The sequence below is a fragment of the Streptococcus dentapri genome (genome assembly GCF_042649885.1).
Classification (GTDB): Bacteria; Bacillota; Bacilli; order Lactobacillales; family Streptococcaceae; genus Streptococcus; species Streptococcus dentapri.
The window spans coordinates 11,077-33,747 of sequence record NZ_JBHSAC010000039.1; the positions used below are offsets into that span (position 1 = coordinate 11,077).

General features: G+C 40.5%; 24 protein-coding genes. 4 read left to right on the forward strand and 20 right to left on the reverse strand.

The annotated features are described in order from the left end of the window. Positions 1–46: 46 nt before the first annotated feature. The 3 genes from dnaI to nrdR are packed head-to-tail and all read right to left on the reverse strand — an operon-like array spanning position 47 to position 2,599. Entirely contained in the window at positions 47–946 is a 900-nt protein-coding gene (gene dnaI, locus ACFOSE_RS04295; RefSeq protein WP_380430961.1) for a primosomal protein DnaI, read from the reverse strand. Continuing rightward, complete coding sequence (locus ACFOSE_RS04300) at positions 946–2,115, reverse strand: DnaD domain protein (RefSeq protein ID WP_380430964.1); 1,170 nt, start codon at positions 2,113–2,115, stop codon at positions 946–948. The genes dnaI and ACFOSE_RS04300 overlap by 1 nt, the downstream gene beginning before the upstream one ends. Beyond that, positions 2,102–2,599 carry a transcriptional regulator NrdR gene (gene nrdR, locus ACFOSE_RS04305; RefSeq protein WP_380430967.1) on the reverse strand — a complete coding sequence of 166 codons (498 nt, stop codon included), beginning with the start codon at positions 2,597–2,599 and terminating at the stop codon, positions 2,102–2,104. The genes ACFOSE_RS04300 and nrdR overlap by 14 nt, the downstream gene beginning before the upstream one ends. 277 nt (positions 2,600–2,876) lie before the next feature. Here nrdR and trhO point away from each other — a divergent pair, with 277 nt between their 5' ends. Next, entirely contained in the window at positions 2,877–3,863 is a 987-nt protein-coding gene (gene trhO / locus ACFOSE_RS04310) for an oxygen-dependent tRNA uridine(34) hydroxylase TrhO (protein ID WP_380430970.1), read from the forward strand. Positions 3,864–3,972: 109 nt separating this feature from the next. On the opposite strand, the gene ACFOSE_RS04315 is transcribed toward trhO, so the two are convergent. The 4 genes from ACFOSE_RS04315 to ACFOSE_RS04330 form a co-directional block, all read right to left on the reverse strand. Continuing rightward, entirely contained in the window at positions 3,973–4,665 is a 693-nt protein-coding gene (locus ACFOSE_RS04315) for a response regulator transcription factor (protein WP_380430972.1), read from the reverse strand. Positions 4,666–4,725: 60 nt separating this feature from the next. Then, positions 4,726–5,262, reverse strand: coding sequence for a YceD family protein (locus ACFOSE_RS04320; protein WP_380430975.1), 537 nt, complete (start codon positions 5,260–5,262; stop codon positions 4,726–4,728). A gap of 113 nt (positions 5,263–5,375) precedes the next feature. Then, positions 5,376–6,266, reverse strand: coding sequence for a zinc metalloprotease HtpX (gene htpX, locus ACFOSE_RS04325; RefSeq protein WP_380430978.1), 891 nt, complete (start codon positions 6,264–6,266; stop codon positions 5,376–5,378). A 9-nt stretch (positions 6,267–6,275) separates the two neighbouring features. Next, positions 6,276–6,827 carry a LemA family protein gene (locus tag ACFOSE_RS04330; protein ID WP_380430980.1) on the reverse strand — a complete coding sequence of 184 codons (552 nt, stop codon included), beginning with the start codon at positions 6,825–6,827 and terminating at the stop codon, positions 6,276–6,278. 146 nt (positions 6,828–6,973) lie between these two features. On the opposite strand from ACFOSE_RS04330, the gene rsmG reads away from it, so the two are divergent. Genes rsmG through ACFOSE_RS04345 form a run of 3 tightly spaced genes read left to right on the forward strand, consistent with a single transcriptional unit; the run spans position 6,974 to position 9,762 of the window. Next, complete coding sequence (gene rsmG, locus ACFOSE_RS04335) at positions 6,974–7,687, forward strand: 16S rRNA (guanine(527)-N(7))-methyltransferase RsmG (protein ID WP_380430983.1); 714 nt, start codon at positions 6,974–6,976, stop codon at positions 7,685–7,687. 17 nt (positions 7,688–7,704) lie between these two features. Continuing rightward, positions 7,705–9,078: a TrkH family potassium uptake protein gene (locus ACFOSE_RS04340; RefSeq protein ID WP_380430986.1), complete on the forward strand. Its 1,374-nt coding sequence runs from the start codon at positions 7,705–7,707 to the stop codon at positions 9,076–9,078. A gap of 12 nt (positions 9,079–9,090) precedes the next feature. Continuing rightward, entirely contained in the window at positions 9,091–9,762 is a 672-nt protein-coding gene (locus ACFOSE_RS04345) for a potassium channel family protein (RefSeq protein ID WP_380430989.1), read from the forward strand. 91 nt (positions 9,763–9,853) lie between these two features. On the opposite strand, the gene ACFOSE_RS04350 is transcribed toward ACFOSE_RS04345, so the two are convergent. The 13 genes from ACFOSE_RS04350 to pyrH form a co-directional block, all read right to left on the reverse strand. After that, entirely contained in the window at positions 9,854–10,684 is an 831-nt protein-coding gene (locus ACFOSE_RS04350; RefSeq protein ID WP_380430992.1) for an energy-coupling factor transporter transmembrane component T family protein, read from the reverse strand. Continuing rightward, positions 10,674–12,356: an ABC transporter ATP-binding protein gene (locus tag ACFOSE_RS04355; RefSeq protein ID WP_380430995.1), complete on the reverse strand. Its 1,683-nt coding sequence runs from the start codon at positions 12,354–12,356 to the stop codon at positions 10,674–10,676. The genes ACFOSE_RS04350 and ACFOSE_RS04355 overlap by 11 nt, the downstream gene beginning before the upstream one ends. Before the next feature lie 2 nt (positions 12,357–12,358). Further along, positions 12,359–12,904, reverse strand: coding sequence for an ECF-type riboflavin transporter substrate-binding protein (locus tag ACFOSE_RS04360; protein WP_380430997.1), 546 nt, complete (start codon positions 12,902–12,904; stop codon positions 12,359–12,361). Between the two features lie 12 nt (positions 12,905–12,916). Next, positions 12,917–13,762: an SAM hydrolase/SAM-dependent halogenase family protein gene (locus ACFOSE_RS04365; protein ID WP_380430999.1), complete on the reverse strand. Its 846-nt coding sequence runs from the start codon at positions 13,760–13,762 to the stop codon at positions 12,917–12,919. A 127-nt stretch (positions 13,763–13,889) separates the two neighbouring features. Further along, positions 13,890–15,125: a serine/threonine transporter SstT gene (gene sstT, locus ACFOSE_RS04370; RefSeq protein WP_380431002.1), complete on the reverse strand. Its 1,236-nt coding sequence runs from the start codon at positions 15,123–15,125 to the stop codon at positions 13,890–13,892. A gap of 117 nt (positions 15,126–15,242) precedes the next feature. Next, the gene (locus ACFOSE_RS04375) at positions 15,243–15,935 is read right to left on the reverse strand and encodes a methionine ABC transporter permease (protein WP_380431005.1); all 693 of its coding nucleotides are present in this window, start codon (positions 15,933–15,935) and stop codon (positions 15,243–15,245) included. Beyond that, positions 15,935–16,990 carry a methionine ABC transporter ATP-binding protein gene (locus ACFOSE_RS04380; RefSeq protein ID WP_380431008.1) on the reverse strand — a complete coding sequence of 352 codons (1,056 nt, stop codon included), beginning with the start codon at positions 16,988–16,990 and terminating at the stop codon, positions 15,935–15,937. The genes ACFOSE_RS04375 and ACFOSE_RS04380 overlap by 1 nt, the downstream gene beginning before the upstream one ends. Before the next feature lie 82 nt (positions 16,991–17,072). Further along, a complete protein-coding gene (locus ACFOSE_RS04385) occupies positions 17,073–17,960 on the reverse strand; it encodes a MetQ/NlpA family ABC transporter substrate-binding protein (RefSeq protein WP_380431011.1) in 888 nt (295 codons plus the stop codon). A gap of 150 nt (positions 17,961–18,110) precedes the next feature. Next, on the reverse strand, positions 18,111–18,938 hold the full coding sequence (locus ACFOSE_RS04390; RefSeq protein WP_380431014.1) for an amino acid ABC transporter substrate-binding protein: 828 nt from the start codon (positions 18,936–18,938) through the stop codon (positions 18,111–18,113). 347 nt (positions 18,939–19,285) lie between these two features. Then, positions 19,286–19,873 carry a PepSY domain-containing protein gene (locus ACFOSE_RS04395; RefSeq protein WP_380431016.1) on the reverse strand — a complete coding sequence of 196 codons (588 nt, stop codon included), beginning with the start codon at positions 19,871–19,873 and terminating at the stop codon, positions 19,286–19,288. A gap of 393 nt (positions 19,874–20,266) precedes the next feature. Continuing rightward, positions 20,267–21,127, reverse strand: a complete 861-nt coding sequence (locus tag ACFOSE_RS04400; protein ID WP_380431019.1) for a CvfB family protein — start codon at positions 21,125–21,127, stop codon at positions 20,267–20,269. A 118-nt stretch (positions 21,128–21,245) separates the two neighbouring features. Beyond that, positions 21,246–21,803: a ribosome recycling factor gene (frr, locus tag ACFOSE_RS04405; protein WP_380431022.1), complete on the reverse strand. Its 558-nt coding sequence runs from the start codon at positions 21,801–21,803 to the stop codon at positions 21,246–21,248. A gap of 16 nt (positions 21,804–21,819) precedes the next feature. Further along, positions 21,820–22,551, reverse strand: coding sequence for a UMP kinase (pyrH, locus tag ACFOSE_RS04410; protein ID WP_380431024.1), 732 nt, complete (start codon positions 22,549–22,551; stop codon positions 21,820–21,822). Between the last annotated feature and the right edge of the window lie 120 nt (positions 22,552–22,671).

Sequence of the window (22,671 nt, forward strand, 5' to 3'; positions counted from 1 at the left end):
TTACTCATGATATCACAATAGTAAAGCTTTATAAGTACTTCGTTTTTTAACGTCTGTTCTCACCTTTTAGCTGGACAGCTTTTGCCAGATAGCGCACGCGCTCCAAGACCCGTTTAGCCTGCCAGGTTTCATCATAGCCCTTGATATTACCAAATTTAGCTTCTAAATTAGCCAGACTGTAGTTTGATGTAAAGAAAGTCGGTAATTCTTCCAACATCCGATGTTGGAGAATGACCTGCAGTACTTCATCACGCACCCAAGAGGTTGTCTGTTCAGCACCAATATCGTCTAAAATTAAGACGGGAACGGATTTAACGGCATCAATTTCCTCTTTGACACTGCCACTATTGATAGCATTTTTTATATCAATAATGAAGCTAGGATAGTGAAGCATGGTTGTTTCAACACCCTTTTTCTCCGATAGTTCATGAGCCATAGCTGCTAGCATAAAGGATTTCCCAATCCCCATATCACCATAAATATAGAGACCTTTTTGCCCAGGTGAAGGGTAATTATCAACAAAATGAACCAGATACTGAAAAACATCAGAACGTGAGCCTGTAATATCAACATCTTCAAAAGTAATACTCTTATAAGACCTAGGTAGGCTGACCACATGAATACGATCAGCAATCGCCTTTTGAGCCTGAGCTAATTTAAGTTCTTTTGTTTCTCTATAAGAAACATCAGCATAACCTTCATTCATAATCAAGACAGGTTCATACCCCTTGGCACTATAACTTGAATCTTGAATCTGATATTTTCGCCGCTCAACCAAAAATTGATTAAATTTAGGCAGGCTACGCTTAATTTCAGCCTGAGAAAGATGATGTCCAGAGATAAAGTCTGCAATATCCTGATCAGATATAATCTGTTGTGTTAAACTCTCTAGATCAACACGGTCAGCATGACCCTGCTTTGATAAAGCTTTTCCGATACTCTCCATTATTCACCATCCTTTCTTAGCTTGGCTAACATCTGCCGCTTCATTTCATCTAGTTTTGCTTGTTCTTCCGGTGTCGTCTCATCCTTGTAGTCTGGATTGCTCCATTCGGGAATGCTGGAAGCTGTTTTATTAACTCTCTGAGGCTTACCCTTAGTTTGACTTTGGGAACCACTATCCCGCATTTTCTCAACGGCCTGCTCAGCTGTAGTAATCTTTTGAAAGGCGAAATCGTTGGCTAATTTCATAATGTAGCGGCGATTGAGATTAGCTGACTTGGTCTTGTTAAAGGTGTAGAGCACCATAATGTTGATAACCTCGTCTAAGAAGGACATTTGGGCCAACTCATCCAAAATCTTGGCTTCATCAGCAGTCATCACCATGGCCTGACGCCCACGCTTAATCTTAGCCAAAAAGATTTCCGGGCTTGAGGACTTGGCTTCACTCAGAATGATTTTCTCGGACTGACTGAAAGCTTCCTTGGAAACTTTCTTGGGCTGATTCAATTTAGTCAAAATCCTCTTGGGTAAAATGGTATGGCGACTGGCTGTTTCTTTAGCTAGTTGATAGACATCAAACCAAGTCAAACTAAATTTTTCGGAAATATTATAAAGAGCGATAACATCTTGCTTTTCTTGATCAAAGTGCAGACCATCAGCCGCCATACGATTTTTAAAGCTGTCCAAATCAAAGCTATTCTTCATACGACTAGGTTGTAAATCAATCTCACCCTTATCGGAAAAGACCTCTGAAAATTTCTTAGAAATATCACGAACACCTTTAAGCTCTGGCATTTCCAAATCAGCGACAGCTACGTCGCCGATATGGCTTTCCAAAAGACGCCGATAGACAGCGTTTGATAGGAAAACCTTAGGAGTCAAAGGCTCTTTGAGCTCGATAAGATAGTCAGACATATCTTGATACAGTGCCAATAAATCCATGCCAGTCAAAATCGCTAAAGCTGCTTCAAAATGTGGTAAATCTAAGAGTGTGTGGTTTAAAATTTCAGCAATCTTGTGAGAAGATTTCCCATCATCATAAAAACTGATCAGATACTGATAGACCACAGTCGCATCACTTCCAATAATTGGAAGATATAGCCGAATCAAATTGGTCATATCCTTACTGACCTGATTATTTTTCACAAAAGAAAAATTATCAATTGGCTTCATCGTTTACCTTATTCTTTTTGTTTTTACTGCGAACACGATTAGTAATCTGTTGGAGCAGATTTTCAATTTCATCAACATCCTTGAAACTACGATAGACACTGGCAAAACGAACATAGGTAATCTCATCGAGATCTGCCAGTTCATCCATTACGAGATTACCGATGACTTCACTGGATACTTCACTGTCATATTCACTGCGAATTTTTTGTTCAATCCGGCTGATAACATTTTCAATATCAACACTGGAAACCGGCCGCTTTTGAGCACTTTGGATAATACCATTCAAGATTTTATCGCGTGAAAACTGCTCACGCGTACCATCTTTTTTAACGACCAAGAGAGGAACTTCCTCGATGCGCTCAAAAGTTGTGAAACGTGCTCCACAATTATCACACTCTCGACGACGACGGATGGTATTACCATCCTCAGCTTGACGGCTATCAACAACACTAGATTTATTATTATTACATCTTGGGCAACGCATATAAATACCCCATCTATCATCTTTTTATAATACCTTATTCTAACACAAATTGGATCATAAAAAAAGGATTGGCTTTCACTGTCAAACCTCATTCCAGCGCCTTTTGATAAGCACAGAATGATTTCTCAGTTCAGATTTTTGCCTTCTTTTTAGTAAATCGTTATACTCATATAGTAAGTGTTGTCAATCGGGCAGCCTTTCGGAAGTGCCTCAGCAGAAGACTACTTCGCTGCTTATCAGTTACTTCCAATCTCTTGAAAAGATTTAAGGAGAAAATATGTCTAACGATATCAGAGTCTTGCTCTATTATAAATATGTTCCCATTGAAAATGCTAAAGAATATGCACAAATTCATTTGGATTTCTGTAAATCTATCGGCCTTAAAGGACGCGTTCTGATTGCCGATGAGGGAATCAACGGTACTGTTTCAGGGGATTTTGAAACCACTCAAAAATACATGGACTGGGTACACAGCAACGAACGCTTCGCTGATCTTTGGTTCAAAATTGATGAAGAACCTCAAGATGCCTTCAAAAAAATGTTTGTCCGCTACAAAAAAGAAATTGTTCACCTTGGCTTAGAAGATAATAATTTTGACAGCGACATCGACCCCTTGGAAGTAACAGGGGAATACCTCAGTCCGAAACAGTTTAAAGAAGCTCTTCTTGATGAAGATACTGTCGTTCTTGATACACGCAATGACTATGAATACGATCTTGGTCATTTTCGCGGAGCAATCCGTCCAGATATCCGTAACTTCCGCGAGTTGCCACAATGGGTCCGCAACAACAAGGAAAAATTCATGGAAAAACGCGTGGTCGTCTACTGTACCGGCGGGGTTCGCTGTGAGAAATTCTCAGGCTGGATGGTCCGTGAAGGCTTCAAAGATGTTGGTCAGCTCCACGGAGGTATCACTACCTATGGTAAAGACCCAGAAGTTCAGGGTGAACTTTGGGATGGCGCTATGTATGTCTTTGATGAACGTATCTCAGTACCCATCAACCATGTAGATCCGACTGTTATCGGACGTGATCACTTTGATGGCAACCCCTGCGAGCGCTATGTGAATTGTGCCAACCCTTTCTGTAACAAACAAATCTTCGCCTCAGAAGAAAACGAAGCCAAATACCTTCGCGGCTGTTCGCCAGAATGCCGTGCCCATGAACGCAACCGCTATGTTGCTGAAAATAGTCTCACTCGTCAAGAGTGGAAAGAACGTTTAGCAGACATTGGCGAAGTATTGCCCGAAGCTGTCAGTGTTTAATCTAAAAATTTGAATAAAACTCTTAGGATTCGTATCAAAAACCCTAAGAGTTTTTTATTTATAGATTAAGACATTTGCTTCGATTAATTTCGCTACGACATTAGCAGTCCTAATCATTGCTGCGAATGACATAACCCAGACCGCGGACCGTCTCAATATAAGAATCTTTCCCAGACTGGTCAATTTTATCCCGAAGGTAACGAATATAAACATCAACGATATTCGTTTCAATGTTTTCCTCGTTATAACTCCAAACATGGCTGAGCAACTCTTCCCTTGTCATTACTTTATCAATATGATAAAGCAAGGTAGATAAAAGTGCAAATTCCCTATTTGTCAAAGAGATGATTTCGCCGTTGCGAATAACTGCCTTGTTCTTTTCATCTAAAACCAAGTCTCGGTAGGTCGTTTGTAACTTGAAAGGTTTTCGCCGTTTAATGTTTTTACGCTCAAAAGCTTGGTCTACTTTTTCAAGCAGCTCTCCAATGGCAAACGGTTTAATCAGATAGTCATCTGCTAATTCATCTGTCTTGGGCAAAACCTCTGCCTTATCATTACGATCGACCATCATGATAATAGGCACTGATGCCGCCTGTCTAATTTGATGCATCAATTCAAAACCATCTTGATCTGACAATTTAAAATCGATGACGATTAGTTCAAAATCCTTCTCCTGAGCATTTTTTAAGCCGGAACGTCCGTCCTGACTGGTGGCGACTCGATAACCTTGGTTTTGTAATTCCAAGGAAACCAGACGCGCTAAACTCTTTTCACTCTCAATCATAAGAATGCGTTTAGCCATGTCACTACCTCCATTTTGCAAATTCCACTATTTATTCGATAAGAGAATCTATCTTCTGTATTAGTCCTGATCAAATAAGCCATCCAGAGAAGCAAAGGGATTATTAGCCTCTTGTTTTTCTCGTTGAAGAACTTGATACTGCGATTCTGTCAATACTGTCCAATCGTTTCCTGACGGCAGGCTGTCATTTTCAGCTTCTGCTTCACTCAAGACTCTGAGTGGAATATTAAGCAGGATATTATCAACGATACTTTCATCTAAATCAATTTCTTCACCTTCCAAGATCAAGACCAGGTCATCATCTACCAAATCCTGCTTAGCCTTAGCTTGCGCTGCTTCAATAAAGACCTCGGATACAAAGAAACTCTGCGGTACCTCAACAGGCTCCATCGAACGACTAGATGGTAGGGTCACCGTATATGAGAGATCATAATTGAGTAGAAAAAGACCTTCATCATAAGTCGCCAAGCCTTTAGCTTTAACAGCCTTAATATCTATAATTTCTGGATTACGGCTGAGCAAGATTTTTTTGATATCAGCAGTCTGATCAAAATGGAGGCCTTCTGGATTTTTTTTTAATTCTAAGATGTTGAGCATAGTTTTCCTTCTGTTTAAATAGATTGTTCTTAATATACCAGAAATAGTTTTCAATTTCTTTACAAGAAAACAAAAATCGCTCAACGAGAGCGATTCATTTTGTTAAATATCACTTAGGCATTTTCCAAACGGGCAATGCGATCAGCGATCGGCGGATGAGTGAAAAATAAAGATTTCATTCCCCGCTTTTTGATAGGATCACTGATATAGAGGGCTGCACTAGCATCGTCAACATGCTGTTGCATAGGTTGGGATTGTTCCAACTTCTTCAGTGCATTGATGAGCCCTTGAGGATTTCGAGTTAATTCTACCGAACTGGCATCAGCGAGGTATTCACGCTGACGAGAAATCGCCAACTGAACTAAGCTAGCTGCCAAGGGGGCTAAAACCAGAGCAAGCAGTGAAAAAATCAAGAGAAAAATCTCCAGACCTGCACTACCTTCACGGTTATTAGAGCGGCGGCCGCCCCACCACATCATACGTCCACCAAAACTGGATATCAGAGTTACTGCACTGGCAAGTGCCACAGCGATAGTTGAAATTCGGATATCATAATTACGAACATGGCTGATTTCATGTCCGACAACTCCTTCCAATTCTTCGCGATTCAAGGCTTCCAAGATCCCGCTTGTCGCAGCCACCGCTGCATTCTTCGGTGAGGAGCCTGTCGCAAAAGCATTCAAAGAGGGATCATCAATTACAAAGACACGAGGCATAGGGATTTGGGCTACCATGGCCATATCTTCAACCACATGGTAATAATCTGGATACTCATCAACCCTTATTTCTCGTGCATAATTCATAGACATCACAACATTAGTTGATTGAAAAATCATGCTAGCTGCATAGATAACTCCAATAATCAGAGCAATCAGGACTCCTCCAAGCAAATTATCCAGCCAGAGGTAGCCCACCGCTGACCCGATTAAGGCTAGGAGAATAAAGAAAAGAATAAGCAATAAAAGAGTGCGCCGCTTGTTTGAAGCAATTTGTTTATAGAGCATAGACGACCTCTAAAAATTGAAATCAACTTTAGGCACAACTTTTTCTTCTTCAGGTGTCTCCAAGAATTGAGTAGGTTTGAAACCAAAGATACCTGCAACCAAACTGCTAGGGAAGGTTTGCAATTTAGTATTGTAGTTAGCTGTTGTGCTATTGTAAAGCTGACGGGAATAAGAAATTTTATTTTCCGTATTGGTCAGCTCTTCTTGTAACTTAACGAAACTAGTATTAGCCTTCAAATCAGGATAATTTTCAGCAACAGCAAAGATACCCGACACCTGTCTAGTCAAAGCGTCACTGGCCTGCATAGCCTCTGCTGGTGATTTAGCCTGAGCCACTTGAGCACGAAGTTCTGAGACCTTGGTCAGTGTTTTTTCTTCATAGGCCGCATACCCTTTGACCGTTTCTAGCAAATTTGGAATGAGGTCATTGCGACGTTTCAACTGAACGTCAATCTGACTCCAGGCTTCCTGAGTTTGCATATGAGATTTTACGAGACTGTTGTAGCTTATAATAACCAAAATCACAATTACAGCTACAATAGCAAGAATAATCCACAACATAATTATCATCCTCCAATAGTTAGTAACTTTATTATAACAAAAAAAGCGGGAAAGGCCTATTTTTCAAACCCTTCAAACCGATAAACTTTTTTACCTCAGACTAAAAACATGATAGAATAGAGCTATTGAAAATTCGAGGAGATGTAATGACACCGCAAGAATTTTATAAACTTCTTACCGAACAGGGGTGGGCTTTATCAGACTTACAGAAAAAGCAGTTTAACCGCTATTTTGAACTACTGATTGAGTGGAATGATAAAATCAATCTAACAGCCATTACCGATAAAAATGAAGTCTATCTCAAGCACTTCTATGACTCTATCGCACCCGTTTTACAAGGAAAAATCAGCAATCATCCTAGCCAACTTTTGGATATTGGAGCTGGAGCTGGCTTTCCTAGTCTGCCAATGAAGATTCTCTGCCCTGAACTCAAGGTCACTATTATTGATTCGCTCAATAAGCGCATCACTTTTCTTAAGACACTAACTGAGGAACTGGACTTAAAAGATGTTCAATTCTATCACGGCAGGGCAGAAGATTGGGGACAGGATAAATCCTTGCGCGGGCAATTTGATCTAGTTACAGCTAGGGCTGTGGCTCGCCTGCAAATTCTAACAGAGCTGACCATCCCCTTTTTAAAGATTGGCGGTCAGTTGCTTGCGCTCAAAGCAGCCGCAGCAGATGAAGAGATTGCCGAGGCTAGACAGGCTTTGTCTCTTCTGTTTGCCAAGGTTATTGAAAATGCAACCTATCAACTCCCTAATGGGGATGGGCGCACCATCACTGTCGTTGAAAAAAAGAAGGAAACGCCCAATAAGTATCCCCGCCGAGCTGGGATTCCCAATAAAAAACCACTTTAAATTGAGAATAAGTCTTTATGGTATCATTATTTAAAAAGTTATCTGTCGCTCAAAAAATCAGTTTAAGTTTTATCATCGTTATTATAATAGGCAGTTTATTACTTTCCCTACCGATAATGCACTATGATAGCGCTCCTGCCACAACCTATCTGGATCACCTTTTCAATACGGTATCCATCGTTTGCGTAACGGGACTGTCTGTATTTTCAATTGGAGATGTCTATAATGGACTGGGACAGGCTGTTGTTATCTGCCTAATTCAAATAGGTGGCTTGGGATTAGTCAGCCTGATTTCCTTTAGTTACTACAGTATCAATCAGCGGATGTCTTTGGAACAACAAGAAATCTTGCAATCTTCTATCGGTAATAATTCGAGTGCTGATTTGAGACGTTATCTTTTTCGCATTTATAAGATTACCTTCGCTATAGAAGGCCTGGTCGCCTTGCTCTTGATGCTCGACTTTATTCCTCGATTCGGCTGGCAACACGGCATGTTTAATAGTCTTTTTTTGGCTATTTCTGCCTTTTGCAATGCTGGCTTTGATAACCTTGGATCCAATAGTTTAATCAACTATCAGCTTAATTGGATTGTCAATTTAACCATCGCTTTTGCCATCATTTCTGGCGGGCTCGGTTTTCGGAATTGGATGACCTTAATTGATACGATGAAATCTTGGCTAAAGGAGCGTCCTCATCGATTTGGTCTCGTCAAAAGAAAATTGAGAGTGCAAACGCGCTTAGTTTTAGCAACAACTGCCATCATCCTAGCCAGCGGTACCGCCCTGGCCTGGATTTTAGAATGGGATAACCCTGAAACAATTGGTAGCTTAAGCTTTTATCAGCAGGGTTTAATCAGCTTTTTTCAAACTGTCACCATGCGAACAGCTGGTTTTGCAACAATTGACTATACCAAAACTGGACATGCTGCTAATTTCATCTTTATGTTACAAATGCTGATTGGTGGAGCCCCCGGAGGTACAGCTGGTGGAGTCAAGCTAATTGTCACTGCTATTATTTTTCTCATCTTTAAATCGGAATTTCTGGGACAAACACGGGTTAGCGTCTTTCATCGCACTATCCCTTCTCAGCTCATCAAACAGACACTAACCATTCTCATCTTTTTCTTTACGATATTAATTGTGGGATATGTTTGTCTCTTAGAATTTGAACCCGATATCGATCCTTTTAAGCTCTTATTTGAGGCTTGCAGTGCCTTGGCGACAGTTGGGGTATCTATGGATGTCACTTCGCACCTATCAACGGAGAGCCGCTGGATCGTTATGGCACTCATGTTCTTAGGTCGGGTAGGTCCGATAACCGTCCTAATTAGCCTCCGTCAAAAAATTGAAAAAACGATACATTATGCAGAAACCGACCTTGTTTTAGGTTAAAAAAGGGAAACTATGTCTGAAAAAATTATTGGTGTCCTAGGACTGGGAATTTTTGGTACGACTTTAGCTCAAGAATTAGCTAAATTTGGTGAAGAAGTTATTGTCATTGATAACAATACCGACAATATCCAAATGATTGCCGATTCTGTCAGTAAGGCTGTACTGGGCGATATTACTAATATTGATATTCTGCGCGATGCGGGAATTGAACAGTGCCATCAGGTAATCATCGCAACAGGAAACAGCTTGGAAAGCTCTGTGTTAGCACTGATGCATTGCAAAAAACTAGGCGTCCCCTACATTGCTGCTAAGGCAAAAAATATCACTTTTGAAGAAGTTCTCTACGAAATAGGTGTCAATCTCGTTATTTCACCTGAGCGTGAAGCAGGACGCAATTTAGCCTCTATGCTCCTACGCCACCGCATCCATAGCATCTCTTATTTAGAGGAAGGGGTTTCCATTATTGAGTTCAATCTCCCACAAAGTTGGCAGGGTCTAACATTAGCAAAACTAAACCTACGCGATAAATACGATCTCAATATTATTGGCTACCGTCTCAAAAAGAATGCCCCTCTCCAAACTAACATCCATCCCAATACTATTTTTCCCGAGCAAGCATCGCTTGTCGCAGTGGCTGGCTCTGATACTTTTGAAAAGTATGATTATTTGAATTATCTAAAATAGAAATAAAAAATAGAAACTGAGTACAACTTGTCTCAGTTTCTATTTTTTATAATTTCACTTGCAAGATACGGTAGTTAGCTGTTCCACTCTCTTAAGCCCAAGGGTTATAAAAACGTCCCTTATTAACAATAATGAGGGCAAAGCTAATCGCTAAAATAAAGAGAGCCAGAAGCAAAACTAGATAATCTCCCCCTACCATTTTCTGAGCCTGATACCAGGTTCGTTTTTTATATTTTCCAAACCGACGTAGCTCCATAGCTGTCGCTACGGTATCAATACGTTCCAATGAACCCAAAATCAAAGGGACAACAATTTGGAGATTTCCTTTAATACGCTTGATTAGACTAGCTTTTTTAGAGAGTTCCAGACCACGCGCCTCCTGAGATAACTTAATCATAGCAAATTCCTCTTGAACATCCGGAATATAGCGCAGCGTCAAGCTAACAGAATAAGCGAGCCGATAAGGAACTCCAATTCGATTTAAACTAGCTGCAAACTGACTGGGATGGGTTGTCATAAGAAAGAGAATAGCCAGTGGAACCGTACAAAAATATTTCAGAATCAAATTAAGAAGGTAAAAGAGTTCTTGACTCGTTAGATAAAAACGCCCCCAACCTGAAAAAAGAACGGTTTTACTAGCATAGATCTCTTCACCATAGGAGGGAGAAAAGAAATAAACCATCAGAATATTGAAGAGGGCTATCAAGATAACAATTGTCATGGCCAGGGAAATATCAGACCATCTAATCTTAGCCCAGCGAAAAAGAAGAATAGAAGCGAAACCAACTGCTACAATCAGGCGGGTATCATAGGTTGCCATACAGGCGATAGAAACTAGAACAAAAAAAAGCAATTTAGTACTACCTGACAGACGGTAAAGAAAACCTTGTCCTTCATGGTAACCGATGAACTTATTTGCCATGAGCATCCTCCTTTGTTTGACGATAAAATTGAGTCAGAGCAGCTGCATCTACCTTCATAGCCTGAGCCAAGGTAAAAATACTAGTCTCCTTTAAATTGGCTCTGTCAAGTAGCCCTCTGTCGGATAAAACAGCCATCGGTGAATCATCAGCAATAATAGTACCATCAACTACTACTAAACAACGATCAGAGTAATCCAGCATCAGCTGCATATCATGAGTAATCATGACAATCGTATGGCCAGCCCTATTAAGCTCATCAAGAAAGTTCATGATTTCCGTATAATTTTTCATGTCTTGACCAGCAGTAGGCTCATCCAAGATAATAATCTCAGGATTCAACACCAAAATAGCAGCAATTGTGACACGTTTCTTCTGTCCATAAGATAAAGCAGAAATTGGCCAATTACGGAACTCATAGAGCCCACAGGTCTTTAGCGTTTCAAAAACACGCTCTTGGATCTCTTTCTCAGCGACGTCACGCAAGCGAAGTCCTTGAGCGACTTCATCGAAAATCATGGTCTGACTAATCATCTGGTTGGGATTCTGTAAAACATAACCAATCCGGTTGGCTCGCTCCTTGATAGAATCTCCAGAAATATCTTGCCCTTCCCAAAATAATTGCGCATCAGCATCAACGAATTTGGTCAGAGCCTTGGCTAGAGTCGACTTTCCAGCGCCATTTTTCCCTACAATCGCTATTCGCTCACCTTTAGAAAAATTGACATTTATATTTCGTAAAATTAGCTTGGTAGAGTCATAACAAAAGGAGAGATTTTTGACTTCTAAGAGGGGGCCCTGAGATTCCCTGTCAACAATCGACGCTTGACTAGCGTCAAATTTGAGCTGCGATAGATTAAGACTGGACAGGTCTGTTAGTTTATCTAAATTAGCTATATCTAGGCCTAACTGGCGTAAGACCGTAATGTAAAGGGGTTCACGAATTCCATTTTCAGACAGAAGTGAAGAGGCCAAAAGCTCATCTGGCTGACCATCAAATAAAATGCGACCTTCATTGATGAGAATAATTTTATCCACAGGCCGATAAAGGACATCTTCCAATCGGTGCTCTATAATTAAAGTCGTTGCATCAGTTTCATGATGGAGGCGATCAATCAAATCAATCGTATCTTGACTAGACTTGGGATCTAAATTGGCTAAAGGTTCATCAAAAAGTAAAATAGGACTTTCATCAATTAAGACACCAGCCAAACTAACCCTCTGCTTCTGTCCACCTGACAAGTCCTGAGGTCGGTGGTGGAGTAAGTCCGCTAATTCCAATCTGTCAGCCCAAGTATTAATCATTTTGACCATAGATTCTTGGGGCTCACAATCATTTTCGAGAGCAAAAGCTAGATCTTCTGCTACCGATAAGCCTATAAATTGACCGTCAGTATCTTGTAAGACTGTACTGACAATATGGGATTTATCATAGATAGATAGATCAAAAGCGTCTTGACCATCAATCAGCAAGCGTCCGGAATGGGGCCCTTTGAAAGTATTAGGAATAATGCCATTGATGACCTGAGCCAGGGTTGACTTGCCAGATCCTGATGGACCAGCAATCAGGACCTTTTCCCCTTTTTTAATGGATAAATTAACATCCTTCAGAGTAGGCTCAGTCTGTGCATCGTATTTGAAAGAGAAATTTTCAAATCTAATCAACTGCTTCACCTTTAATCTTTAGAAAGACTTCCTGACTGGATTCGAGTTCTGGCATAAACAGCCAGTAAGATAGTTCCGCCAACAGCAATGGTCAGAACGTTAGCTGTCCCAGCTATAAAACCTTGTGTTAAAAGATAAGACCAAGTTTGTTTATAGAGGATACGGTCCCCCAAAGGACAAATCAAGCCATAGGCTAGGTAAACCGAAATGATTTGGATAAGATTAAACCATATGATTTGTTTCAGACTAAACTTCCCTTTGGTCACATCGTAAAAACGACGAAAAAGGCCAACACCAAGTCCAACAAGACCACTAGCCAATACCCAAGCCCAAGAAATGTTACCGTACTGGATACCATCTTTTAAAGCATGCCCAATGAATCCGGTAAAGAAACCAACCGCTGGTCCAAAGATAACGGAGAAGAGAACTTGCACAGCATACTGTAATTGAATGCTGGTATTTCCAAAAATCGGGATATTGACGAACATCCCGATAATGACAAAGAGAGCCGCTCCGATACCTGTTGCTACAACTTTTTTTATTGAGTTATTTTCCATGACTTACTCCTTTTAATTAATTTTTTTTAGTTCAATGTGCCACTGAGGACCAACGCCTACATTGTAGGCCTTAGCGAAAGAACCTTGATTGATAGCCAAACCAACGCGATAAAGTGAGTTGATGTAGATGATGGGCTGACCGATACGAACATCCGCAAAAGATTTACCATAGGTCACTTGATTCTGGTAAACCAACATATCGTTATTGTAGATAGTCACTTCGAAACGATCATCAAATTCAGGCGCAAGGGTATAGAAATCTTCCCTTGTAATAGAGGTCCAGAGTGACCCAAAGCGGACATCCAGAATGTCCACTGCTCCACGCACTAAATCATCTTCCAGAACTGTCTCTACAACTGGTAATTCTACAATATCTTCCACAAGTAATTCAGGACCTACCTCTCCAAAATTAATATGACCTGAAGCCAGCTTAGCGCCTGTAAAGGCATAGACATCTCGACCATGAAAGGTATAGGACAGCTCAGTATTTTCGCGACGATTTTTCACTTCAGAAATTTCACGCAGAGCCTTAATACCAACGTGTTTCTTGATATATGAAAGGGTCCCATTATCCGGAGTAACAATATACTGATTATTGGCTGTTAAAGCTACAACACTTCTGCGGTCTGAGCCTACACCTGGATCAACAACTGAAACAAAGGTTGTCCCTTCCGGCCAATAATTAACCGTTTGAAAGAGACGATAGCTGGCTTCAAAAATATTATAAGGCGTAATGTCATGAGTTAGATGATGTACCTCTAACTCTGAATTCTCTTGCAAGGCCACACCGACCATGGCTGAAACAGCACCGTCCACTAAACCAAAATCTGATTGCAGAACTAATAAACGATTTGTCATATAAAATTCCTTTTCTACTATTATAACTAATTATTATAGCATATTTAGCGCTTACATAAAGATAGTTTTTTATAATAAGCTATAGTTAAAATAAAAGAGGCCGAATAGCTATTCTAGCCTCTTCAATCTATTTAGCAGTTGCTTTTTTCTTTCCCCAAGCTGAAAATTCTGCAACAGCAGTAAATAGGACATCTGTTGAGGAGTTGAGAGCTGTTTCACAGGAGTCCTGGACAACACCAACGATAAAACCAGCACCGACAACCTGCATGGCAGTATCGTTATCGATACCAAAGAGGCTACAAGCCACTGGTATCAGAAGTAGAGAACCACCTGCTACACCAGAAGCCCCGCAAGCTGATACCGCTGCAACTACACTTAAGATCAAAGCTGTCGCAAAATCAACCTGAATATTAAGGGTTGTGACCGCAGCCAAGGTCAAAACGTTAATCGTCACGGCTGCACCGGCCATATTGATGGTCGATCCCAGTGGGATTGATATCGAATAGGTGTCAGGATTCAGTCCCAAATCCTCGCAGAGTTTTAAGTTTACAGGAATGTTAGCAGCCGAGGAACGGGTAAAGAAAGCCGTCACTCCTGATTCTCTAATACAACGAAATACCAAAGGATAGGGATTACGTTTCATCATTACCAGAGCTATAAGTGGATTAACCACCAGAGCAACAAAAGCCATAGTTCCAACTAAAACTAAGAGGAGAAGACCATACTTGGATAGCACCCCGACACCGTTTTCAGAAATAGCGGTAAAGACCAGCCCCAGAATTCCCAAAGGAGCCAGATTGATAATCCAACGAACTATCTGCGATGTTGTTTCCGCCATAGTATTAAGCAAGTCCTTGGTATGTTGACTAGCCGTCCGCATTGCAAAACCAAAAACAACAGCCCAGACTAGAATACCGATATAATTGGCTTCACCCAAAGCATGAATAGGATTATCAACCATTTTTAATAGCAATGAATTAAAGACTTCTCCTACACCTTTTGGTGATTGCGAAGCACTGGTTACAGCTGTTTTAGCCGCTTCTGATAAAGTTAATTTAATCGGAAAAATATAATGTGAAAGGACAGCTGTCAGGGCCGCTGCAAAAGTCCCGAAGATATAAAGGCTAATAACGGTAGTCATGTTAGACTTCTGTCCCTCCCTTGTTTGCGAGAGAGCATTGGCTACTAAGGCAAAGACCAAGAGGGGGGCAATTGCCTTGAGACCCCCAACAAACAGTTCTCCCAACAATCCGATAACCGTAATTTCAGGTAGAACAACTCCCAAAATCACTCCCAGCACTACTCCAATTGCAATGCGCTTGAGCAGGCTTGTTCGGTTCCAATCTGAAATAAGGCGTTTCACAATTAAATACTCCTTTGTTTAGTACGATATTGATTTTACTGATAAAATTATCTTAATATAAAATCGATCAATCGTCAATTTCAGCTAGTAGCATAAGAGTAAGTTTAAACGCCTGTATTAGCGATGACTCAAACGACGTGTCAGAAAATCACCAAAAAACTGAATCAGGAAGATTAGCAACACGATGAGCAAGGCAGCAACAAAGGTCACATCATGGCGTGAATATTGGTAACCTTGACTGATCGCAAAATCTCCCAAACCGCCAGCCCCTATAGCACCAGCCATCGCTGTTTCACCTACCAGTGAAATCAGAGTAACAGTCGAAACCCGAATCAATTCTGGTAAGCCCTCACTGAGGTAAACTTTAATAATATCCCACAGTGTTGCCCCACTAGCTTGAGACGCTTCAATAACACCAGAGTCTAATTCTGAAAAAACGACCTGAACCTGACGAGCAAAGAAGGGAAAAGTTGCAGCTGATAAAGGCACCAAAGCAGCCGTGGCCTCAATAGTTGTTCCTACGATAAATTTAGTCACACCACTTAAGACGGCTACCAGAATAATAAAAGGAATGGCCCGAAAGACAGAAACAAATTTATCTAAAACCCAAAATATCGGTCGATTAGCGATGACCCCTCTTGGTCCTGTTAAAACAAGAAAGAGACCGAGCACCAACCCCAGTAGACCACCGATGATAAAACTCCAAAAGGTCATATAAAGAGTAGCTTGAATAGCATCTAGCCAGCCACCATCGACACTCCAACCCAGTTCATAGACATTGGGTAAATACTTTTCAATGAGTTCAGTCATTATTGCCCTCCTTTCAAGATAGACACAGAGACATCTGCTGCTTCAATAGCTGACAGTGCTGATGAAACCTGTTGTCCCGATAATACGACAATCATTTCGCCCACTGGTGTATCATCTAAAATTTCAATATTGGCATATAAAATATTAGAACTGACCTCATACTGTCTGTAAATTGCATTGAGCAAGGGCTCATCTGCCGCAGTCCCTGCATATCTCAAGAAAACCAGACGGTCATTAGCTCCTAACCGTTTGACCACATCTTGACGATTGATTTTGACTAAAGCATCATCAATACCAGTCGCTGTTTTAATAAAATCTTGTGTCAGAGGCTCTCTGGGATTGGAGAAAATCTCCAAGACAGTTCCTTCTTCAATCAGAGAGCCATTCTGCATGACAGCAACACGATTACAAATATCTTTAACAATCTGCATCTCGTGCGTAATCATAACGACGGTCAGACCTAATTTCTTGTTCAGATCCTGCAATAAAGCTAAAATTTGCTTGGTTGTTTTAGGATCCAAAGCCGAAGTTGATTCATCAGAAATTAAAATTTTAGGATCATTGGCAAGCGCACGCGCAATTGCCACCCGCTGCTTTTGACCTCCAGATAACTGGGCGGGGTAGTTATCTGCCCTCTCGGAAAGTCCTACCAGTTCTAGCAGTTCATCAACCTTTTCAGCCTTTGCTTCCTTAGATAGGTCAGAATGGCGCAGAGCAAAGGCGACATTCTGACGAGCTGTCTTTTGGGTCATCAAGTTGAAATGCTGGAAAATCATTCCAATTTCACGGCGTTTCTGCCGTAAATCTCCAGCTTTCAAATTTACTTTTCTATCGAAAAAAGTCTGACCTGATACCTTGACCCTACCAGCAGTAGGAATTTGCAACAAGTTGATGGCACGCACCAAGGTTGACTTCCCAGCGCCAGAATAACCGACAATGCCATAAATATCACCTTGATTGATTGCAACCGACACGTCCTTAACAGCTTCAATTTTTCGTTTTTTCTGATGGAAGCTAATATCAATATGATCCAGTTGAATAATTGGTTCTCTCATATAAACGCTCTACTCCTTTTTCATGATAATTCATAAAGAGAAGCTGAAAGCTATCGACTTCCAGCTCCTTTTATCTCTTAAATTATTTGTCTGACGTTGTATCAGGGGCACCCTTCCAAATTGGTTGGTCAACACCATTTGAAGACTTGCTGATCAGCTTACCAATTTCATCAGTCTGATAAACATCGACCAAAGTCTTAATCGCATCTGCTTTTTCTGATTTTTTCCAATCTGACTGAGCTGCAATCACATTGATGAAATCTTTAGCTTCTTCACCGCTGACATCCTCTTTGTAAAGAGTGGTCTTGTAGTCAATTTTAGAAGTTTGAGCATAAGAGTTATTGATAACCGCTGCATCAACATCGCCATTTTGGAGAACTTTAGCAACTTGTTCGGCTCCAACTTCCTTAATATCAAGATTTTTGGAATTTTTTGTAATATCTTTAGTTGTTGCCAATTCACCTTCTTTGGTTGATAGTTCGATTAAGCCAGCCGATTGTAGGACAAAGAGAGCTCGACTCTTATTGGTTGCATCATTGTCAAGAGCAATCTTGGCACCATCAGGTAAGTCTTTCACATCGGAGTACTTAGCCTTACCTTTTGAAGTAGTCACTGAGAAAAGACGAATGGGACTGATAAGTGTATCTCCGACACTCACCAAATTCTCTTTATTCTTTTCATTCCAATCATCTAAGAAGACATTGGTTTGATAGGCGTTAACATCAATATCACCAGCAGCTAAAGCCTTATTAGGTTGGTTATAGTCTGAGAATTGAACGAATTTAATCGTCACACCTTTTTTAGCCGCATTTTCCTTGACCTTATCCCAAACTGGCTTGGTCGCATCATCAAGCGTCATGACACCAACCTTGAGTTCGGATTTACTATCAGACTTGGAACCACAGGCAGTCAAGAAGAAGCTTGCTAGCGCTAGGATACCTAAAACACCAATAATTTTTTTCCACTTCATATAAAAACCTCTTTCATCGTTTTTGATAAATTCATTATCTCATAGAGCCTATGAGCGTTCAAATTGTTTATAATTATAGATCCATATAATTGAAAGCTATAGCTTTGAAGCCCTATTCTAAACAGATAAAAAGGGCCTGAGCCCTTCTAACTATTTTTTGGATGGTACCTTCATATCTTTAGCCGCTGGAATATAGTCGGCATTACCTAGATATTTCTTAGCCAATTTAGCTAAAGTGCCATCTTTCTGCAGTTCTTCTAAACGTTTATTGACAAATTTTTGCAAGTCTTCTTGGTCGCTAGAGAAAACAAAATAGATAAATGGTTGATCATCCGATTTCAATTCAATAGTCTTCAAATTGGTTAGAGACTGAGTATTAATAATATTATTAACAGTTGGAGCATCAAAGAGTTTGAAATCAAATTTTCCGTCATTTAGATTCCCTAAAATTTGGGTGATATCTTCATCCGTATATTTGAGATCAACCGGATTATCTGGATTATTCTTATTGTAATCTTCCAACTGTTTAGCTGTTGTTGTCCCTTGAACAACTTGAGTGGAGTGTCCACCGATATCATCATAAGACTTGATGTCACTATCTTGAGGAACAGTTAAAACTGATGGGGTTGTTCCAGTTGGTTCTGAGTAGAGATACTTAGAAGCTCTCTCATCAGAGTAGCTGATATTATTACCACCTATTTGATATTTACCAGAATCTAGTCCTGCAAAGACTGATGACCATTCTGTTTTTTGGAACTTAACTTCATACTTATCTGAATCCTTAAAAACGGCCTTAGCAACTTCAACATCATAACCAGTTAAGTTCCCATCTTTATCTTCATAAGAAAACGGAGCAGTTGTTCCGACTGTTGCAAAATTAACAGTTTCCTTACCTGAACTTTTAGAACTACAAGCTGCTAGAATCGCTAGGGAGGCTACAGCAAGTGCACTAAATCTAACAATATTTTTTAGTTTCATTAGCAATACTCCTTATTTGAATTAACTCTATCATATCACCTTTAGCTAAGCCTAACAAATACTAAAAATCTATCACATCGATAAGGAATTCATATCACAACTCAATTTATTGAGTAGGCAGGATAGAAAAGAAAGTGGGACAAAAATCGAAATTGTGATAAAATCACAATTTCGATTTTGTCATCCTGCCTTTCTGGGTTGATTAGGTTGGGCGCTATCACTTGCTTAGCAAGGAATAAGGACTGCCAATCAATCCTTTCGTTAACCTGGTAAAACCAGAGTAAAACAAAAAAGGCGGGACTTTTGTCCCAGCCTCTTTAAGATTTCCTGATGAGAAGGAGTTACTATTAGGAAATATCTTTTTCGACAATTGTACCATTGACAGCGTTGACTGTATAGTCATATTCGGTGTTGCCTTGTTTGAATTCAATTTCATAAACAGGGATATCATTATCAGAGTCTGCTTCAACTTTCAGAGCTGTAACGCCCGACTCCGTCAAACCAGCGTCTGAAAGAGCAATAGATTTGGCATCTGTTGATGACAGGCGAGCAGGCTGTTTGGTGTTGCTACCACTGTTGCTATTTGTTCCGTTATTGCCACTATTAGATGAGGCGTCATCAATGTCATTGTCCTTTTCAGTAATACTGCCATCAGTAGCATTAATGGTATAGTCATACTCATTGTGATTGCTCTTGAATTCAACCTCATAAACAGGAATATCATTGTCTGAGTCAGTCTCAACTTTGAGGGCTGTAACTTGATTAGCATCAAAACCGGCATCTGAAAGAGCAATGGATTTAGCTTGCTCTGCACTGATATTGCTAGCAGCGGATACTGTAGCAACACCAACAGAACCAACAGCGGCCAAACTTACAATTGCTGTAAGGGAGAGTAATTGTTTTTTCTTATTGAACATCGTTTTCATTTTAGTCATGGGAAACATCTCCTTTTTCATGATGAATGAGATAGACATTTTCGTCCGACCTCACGATCAGCTGAGAGTGTTTTCGTTCCGACAAACGAAAACAACAATCGCTATCTAAGAACTAAAAGCAGCAACCGTCGGGTGTTACTCCTTCAATTCCTCTCGATAAATATATCTCTATATTTATCTTGCCCACATTTTAAACCTTAGACGAATTCCTGTCAAACATTGACTTTATACCAAAATAAGCTTTTTTTCGCTTTATGATAATTCTGTAACAGCTTGCAAAACCTTCAATATCAGTCAGAAAAGAACCATCCTTTCATCAGCTTACAAACAGCTTACAGACGGTTACCGAATCTTAATAAATTTCTACTTGAAATCTCCCACCCACTACCATTTTTATTGATTGAGCAATTCTGTTCCTGTAGCATCTTGCTTGATTTTCTTAGCCTTCATCAGTCCCCCCAGAGCTTTCTTAAATTGGCCCTTAGAAATACCAAAGGTTGCCTTGATGTCCTCCGGAGAGGACTTATCATTTAAGGTCATGAACCCACCTTTGCTTTCCAGATAGGTTAGAATCATCTGAGCGTCATTCTCCAACATTTCATAAGAACGCGGTTTGAGGGAAAGGTTTAGTGTGCGGTCAACCTCACGAAAACCGATGACACGTGCTTCTAAAATTTGCCCCAAACGCGGTTCGCTGTAGCGCTCATTAGGGTGGATAAATCCCAACATATTATTTTCAGGCAGATAAACAAAGGTGCCTGACAATTTCAAACGGTAAACAATAGCTGGCCAGGTCTGATTTTGCATATTGTCATAGGCTGGCCTTGACATCTTCTGAAAGACTTCCGGCCGGGCAGGCAAGGCCCAAATTCGATTCTTTTTATCGACGTCCAAAGTAACATAGAGTTTATCACCCTTTTTAGGCCAAAGTTCTTTGAGGTCGGGCAGAACATCAAGCGAGACAACAACCTCCTTATCGGGCAGGCCAGTATCCAAAAAGACGCCAAGATCACGGCGAACTTCTGTCACTTCGCCCCAACCGTAGCTGTTGCGGCTAGCCTCCACCGGAAGCGTTGTCAACCGGAGTTTCTGACGCATATCCGTATAGGTAAATCCCTCCACCATATCTCCAATCGCATGCGTCCCTTCTTCTTTAGCTAAAGCAAAGGTCAAACCATCTTTTTGTACATAGTAGTAATGCTCATTTTCATCTGTTACCATGGCCGTTACAGTTCTGGCTAATAATTCATTCATTGTAATTCCTTTCCCAAGGAGATATCCTCCCCTTATAATATACGACTAGAATTATAGATATTCCAGTCTCAGCCTAAATAAAAGTCTAAGACGACGCCGTCCCAGACCCTCTTGTTTTCTACACTGTAAGCAGTTCTTTTTCTTTTTCAGCAGTCATGCTATCAATTTTTTTAACAGCATCATCTGTCGCCTTTTGGATATCTTTTTCAAGAGTTTTCAATTCATCTTCTGTGATTTCCTTATTTTTCTCTTGTTTTTTAGCTTCATCCATAGCATCGCGACGGATATTACGGACAGCAATCTTAGCGTTTTCACCAACTTTTTTCACTTCTTTAGCCAAGTTTTTACGTGTTTCCTCAGTCAATGCCGGAATAACTAAACGGATAACCGAACCATCATTGGCAGGATTAATACCCAAGTCTGATTCGTTAATGGCACGTTCAATATCTTTGATGGAAGATTTATCAAATGGTGAAACCAGAAGCACACGTGCCTCAGGCACAGTAATAGAGGCCAACTGATTGAGCGGTGTTGGTGCACCATAGTATTCTACTTCAATGCGATCCAGTAGGCTAGCATTTGCACGACCAGCACGGATAGCTGAAAATTCACGTCCCAGAGCTTCATGGGAATGTTTAAAACGTTCTTGAGCTTGTTCAATAATTGGATTTGCCATTTGAGTTTATTCTCCTTTAGTTAGATCTTTTATTAGAAACTGTTGTACCTATTGACTCACCGAGGATGACACGTTTTATGTTGCCAGGCTCATTCATATTAAAGATAACAAGGTCAATATCATTATCCATAGACATGGTTGCCGCTGTCGCATCCATAATCTTAAGGCCGCGTTTGATAACTTCTACATGCGTCAGTTCATCAAACTTAACGGCATCAGCATTTTTACGAGGATCATCATTATAAACACCATCGACACCATTTTTAGCCATCAGAATTGCTTCTGCTTCAATTTCAGCAGCCCGTAGAGCGGCTGTTGTATCTGTAGAAAAATATGGTGAACCAATACCAGCACCAAAGATAACAATACGTCCTTTTTCCAAATGACGAAGAGCACGCCCTCGAATATAAGGTTCAGCAACAGACTGCATAGCAATAGCCGTCTGAACACGTGTATCAACTCCTGCTTGTTTAAGACTGTCCGCCATAACTAAAGCATTCATAACCGTACCAAGCATACCCGTATAATCTGCTTGAACACGATCCATACCCGCCTCAGCCGCCGGTTCACCCCGCCAGAGATTACCACCACCGATAACCAACGCAATCTGAACACCGGATGCATGCACCTCTGCAATCTCCTTAGCCATAGCCTGTACGGTCGGAAGGTCAATACCAACACCCTTTTCACCCGCCAAAGCTTCACCCGATAGTTTAATCAATACACGTTTATACTTTGGGTCTACCATCTTCACGCTCCTTATATTTTATCCTAAATTATTTTATCATAAAATAAAGCTTTCTCCTAGCGGTTTAAAAAATAAATAACAAAAGCCAAATAATACTCTACAAGGCTAAATCAGCTTTAG

What these genes read in the sequence shown, in the direction of transcription:
- ACFOSE_RS04350 (WP_380430992.1), bottom strand. Translation starts at nt 10,684, where the DNA reads ATGGCAAATAAGTTCATCGGTTACCATGAAGGACAAGGTTTTCTTTAC.
- ACFOSE_RS04360 (WP_380430997.1), bottom strand. Translation starts at nt 12,904, where the DNA reads ATGGAAAATAACTCAATAAAAAAAGTTGTAGCAACAGGTATCGGAGCG.
- ACFOSE_RS04375 (WP_380431005.1), bottom strand. Translation starts at nt 15,935, where the DNA reads ATGACTGAACTCATTGAAAAGTATTTACCCAATGTCTATGAACTGGGT.
- ACFOSE_RS04300 (WP_380430964.1), bottom strand. Translation starts at nt 2,115, where the DNA reads ATGAAGCCAATTGATAATTTTTCTTTTGTGAAAAATAATCAGGTCAGT.
- ACFOSE_RS04345 (WP_380430989.1), top strand. Translation starts at nt 9,091, where the DNA reads ATGTCTGAAAAAATTATTGGTGTCCTAGGACTGGGAATTTTTGGTACG.
- htpX (WP_380430978.1), bottom strand. Translation starts at nt 6,266, where the DNA reads ATGCTCTATAAACAAATTGCTTCAAACAAGCGGCGCACTCTTTTATTG.
- ACFOSE_RS04365 (WP_380430999.1), bottom strand. Translation starts at nt 13,762, where the DNA reads ATGACAAATCGTTTATTAGTTCTGCAATCAGATTTTGGTTTAGTGGAC.
- ACFOSE_RS04340 (WP_380430986.1), top strand. Translation starts at nt 7,705, where the DNA reads ATGGTATCATTATTTAAAAAGTTATCTGTCGCTCAAAAAATCAGTTTA.
- rsmG (WP_380430983.1), top strand. Translation starts at nt 6,974, where the DNA reads ATGACACCGCAAGAATTTTATAAACTTCTTACCGAACAGGGGTGGGCT.
- nrdR (WP_380430967.1), bottom strand. Translation starts at nt 2,599, where the DNA reads ATGCGTTGCCCAAGATGTAATAATAATAAATCTAGTGTTGTTGATAGC.
- ACFOSE_RS04380 (WP_380431008.1), bottom strand. Translation starts at nt 16,990, where the DNA reads ATGAGAGAACCAATTATTCAACTGGATCATATTGATATTAGCTTCCAT.
- pyrH (WP_380431024.1), bottom strand. Translation starts at nt 22,551, where the DNA reads ATGGTAGACCCAAAGTATAAACGTGTATTGATTAAACTATCGGGTGAA.
- ACFOSE_RS04320 (WP_380430975.1), bottom strand. Translation starts at nt 5,262, where the DNA reads ATGCTCAACATCTTAGAATTAAAAAAAAATCCAGAAGGCCTCCATTTT.
- ACFOSE_RS04315 (WP_380430972.1), bottom strand. Translation starts at nt 4,665, where the DNA reads ATGGCTAAACGCATTCTTATGATTGAGAGTGAAAAGAGTTTAGCGCGT.
- ACFOSE_RS04330 (WP_380430980.1), bottom strand. Translation starts at nt 6,827, where the DNA reads ATGTTGTGGATTATTCTTGCTATTGTAGCTGTAATTGTGATTTTGGTT.
- ACFOSE_RS04395 (WP_380431016.1), bottom strand. Translation starts at nt 19,873, where the DNA reads ATGACTAAAATGAAAACGATGTTCAATAAGAAAAAACAATTACTCTCC.
- ACFOSE_RS04400 (WP_380431019.1), bottom strand. Translation starts at nt 21,127, where the DNA reads ATGAATGAATTATTAGCCAGAACTGTAACGGCCATGGTAACAGATGAA.
- frr (WP_380431022.1), bottom strand. Translation starts at nt 21,803, where the DNA reads ATGGCAAATCCAATTATTGAACAAGCTCAAGAACGTTTTAAACATTCC.
- ACFOSE_RS04385 (WP_380431011.1), bottom strand. Translation starts at nt 17,960, where the DNA reads ATGAAGTGGAAAAAAATTATTGGTGTTTTAGGTATCCTAGCGCTAGCA.
- ACFOSE_RS04390 (WP_380431014.1), bottom strand. Translation starts at nt 18,938, where the DNA reads ATGAAACTAAAAAATATTGTTAGATTTAGTGCACTTGCTGTAGCCTCC.
- dnaI (WP_380430961.1), bottom strand. Translation starts at nt 946, where the DNA reads ATGGAGAGTATCGGAAAAGCTTTATCAAAGCAGGGTCATGCTGACCGT.
- trhO (WP_380430970.1), top strand. Translation starts at nt 2,877, where the DNA reads ATGTCTAACGATATCAGAGTCTTGCTCTATTATAAATATGTTCCCATT.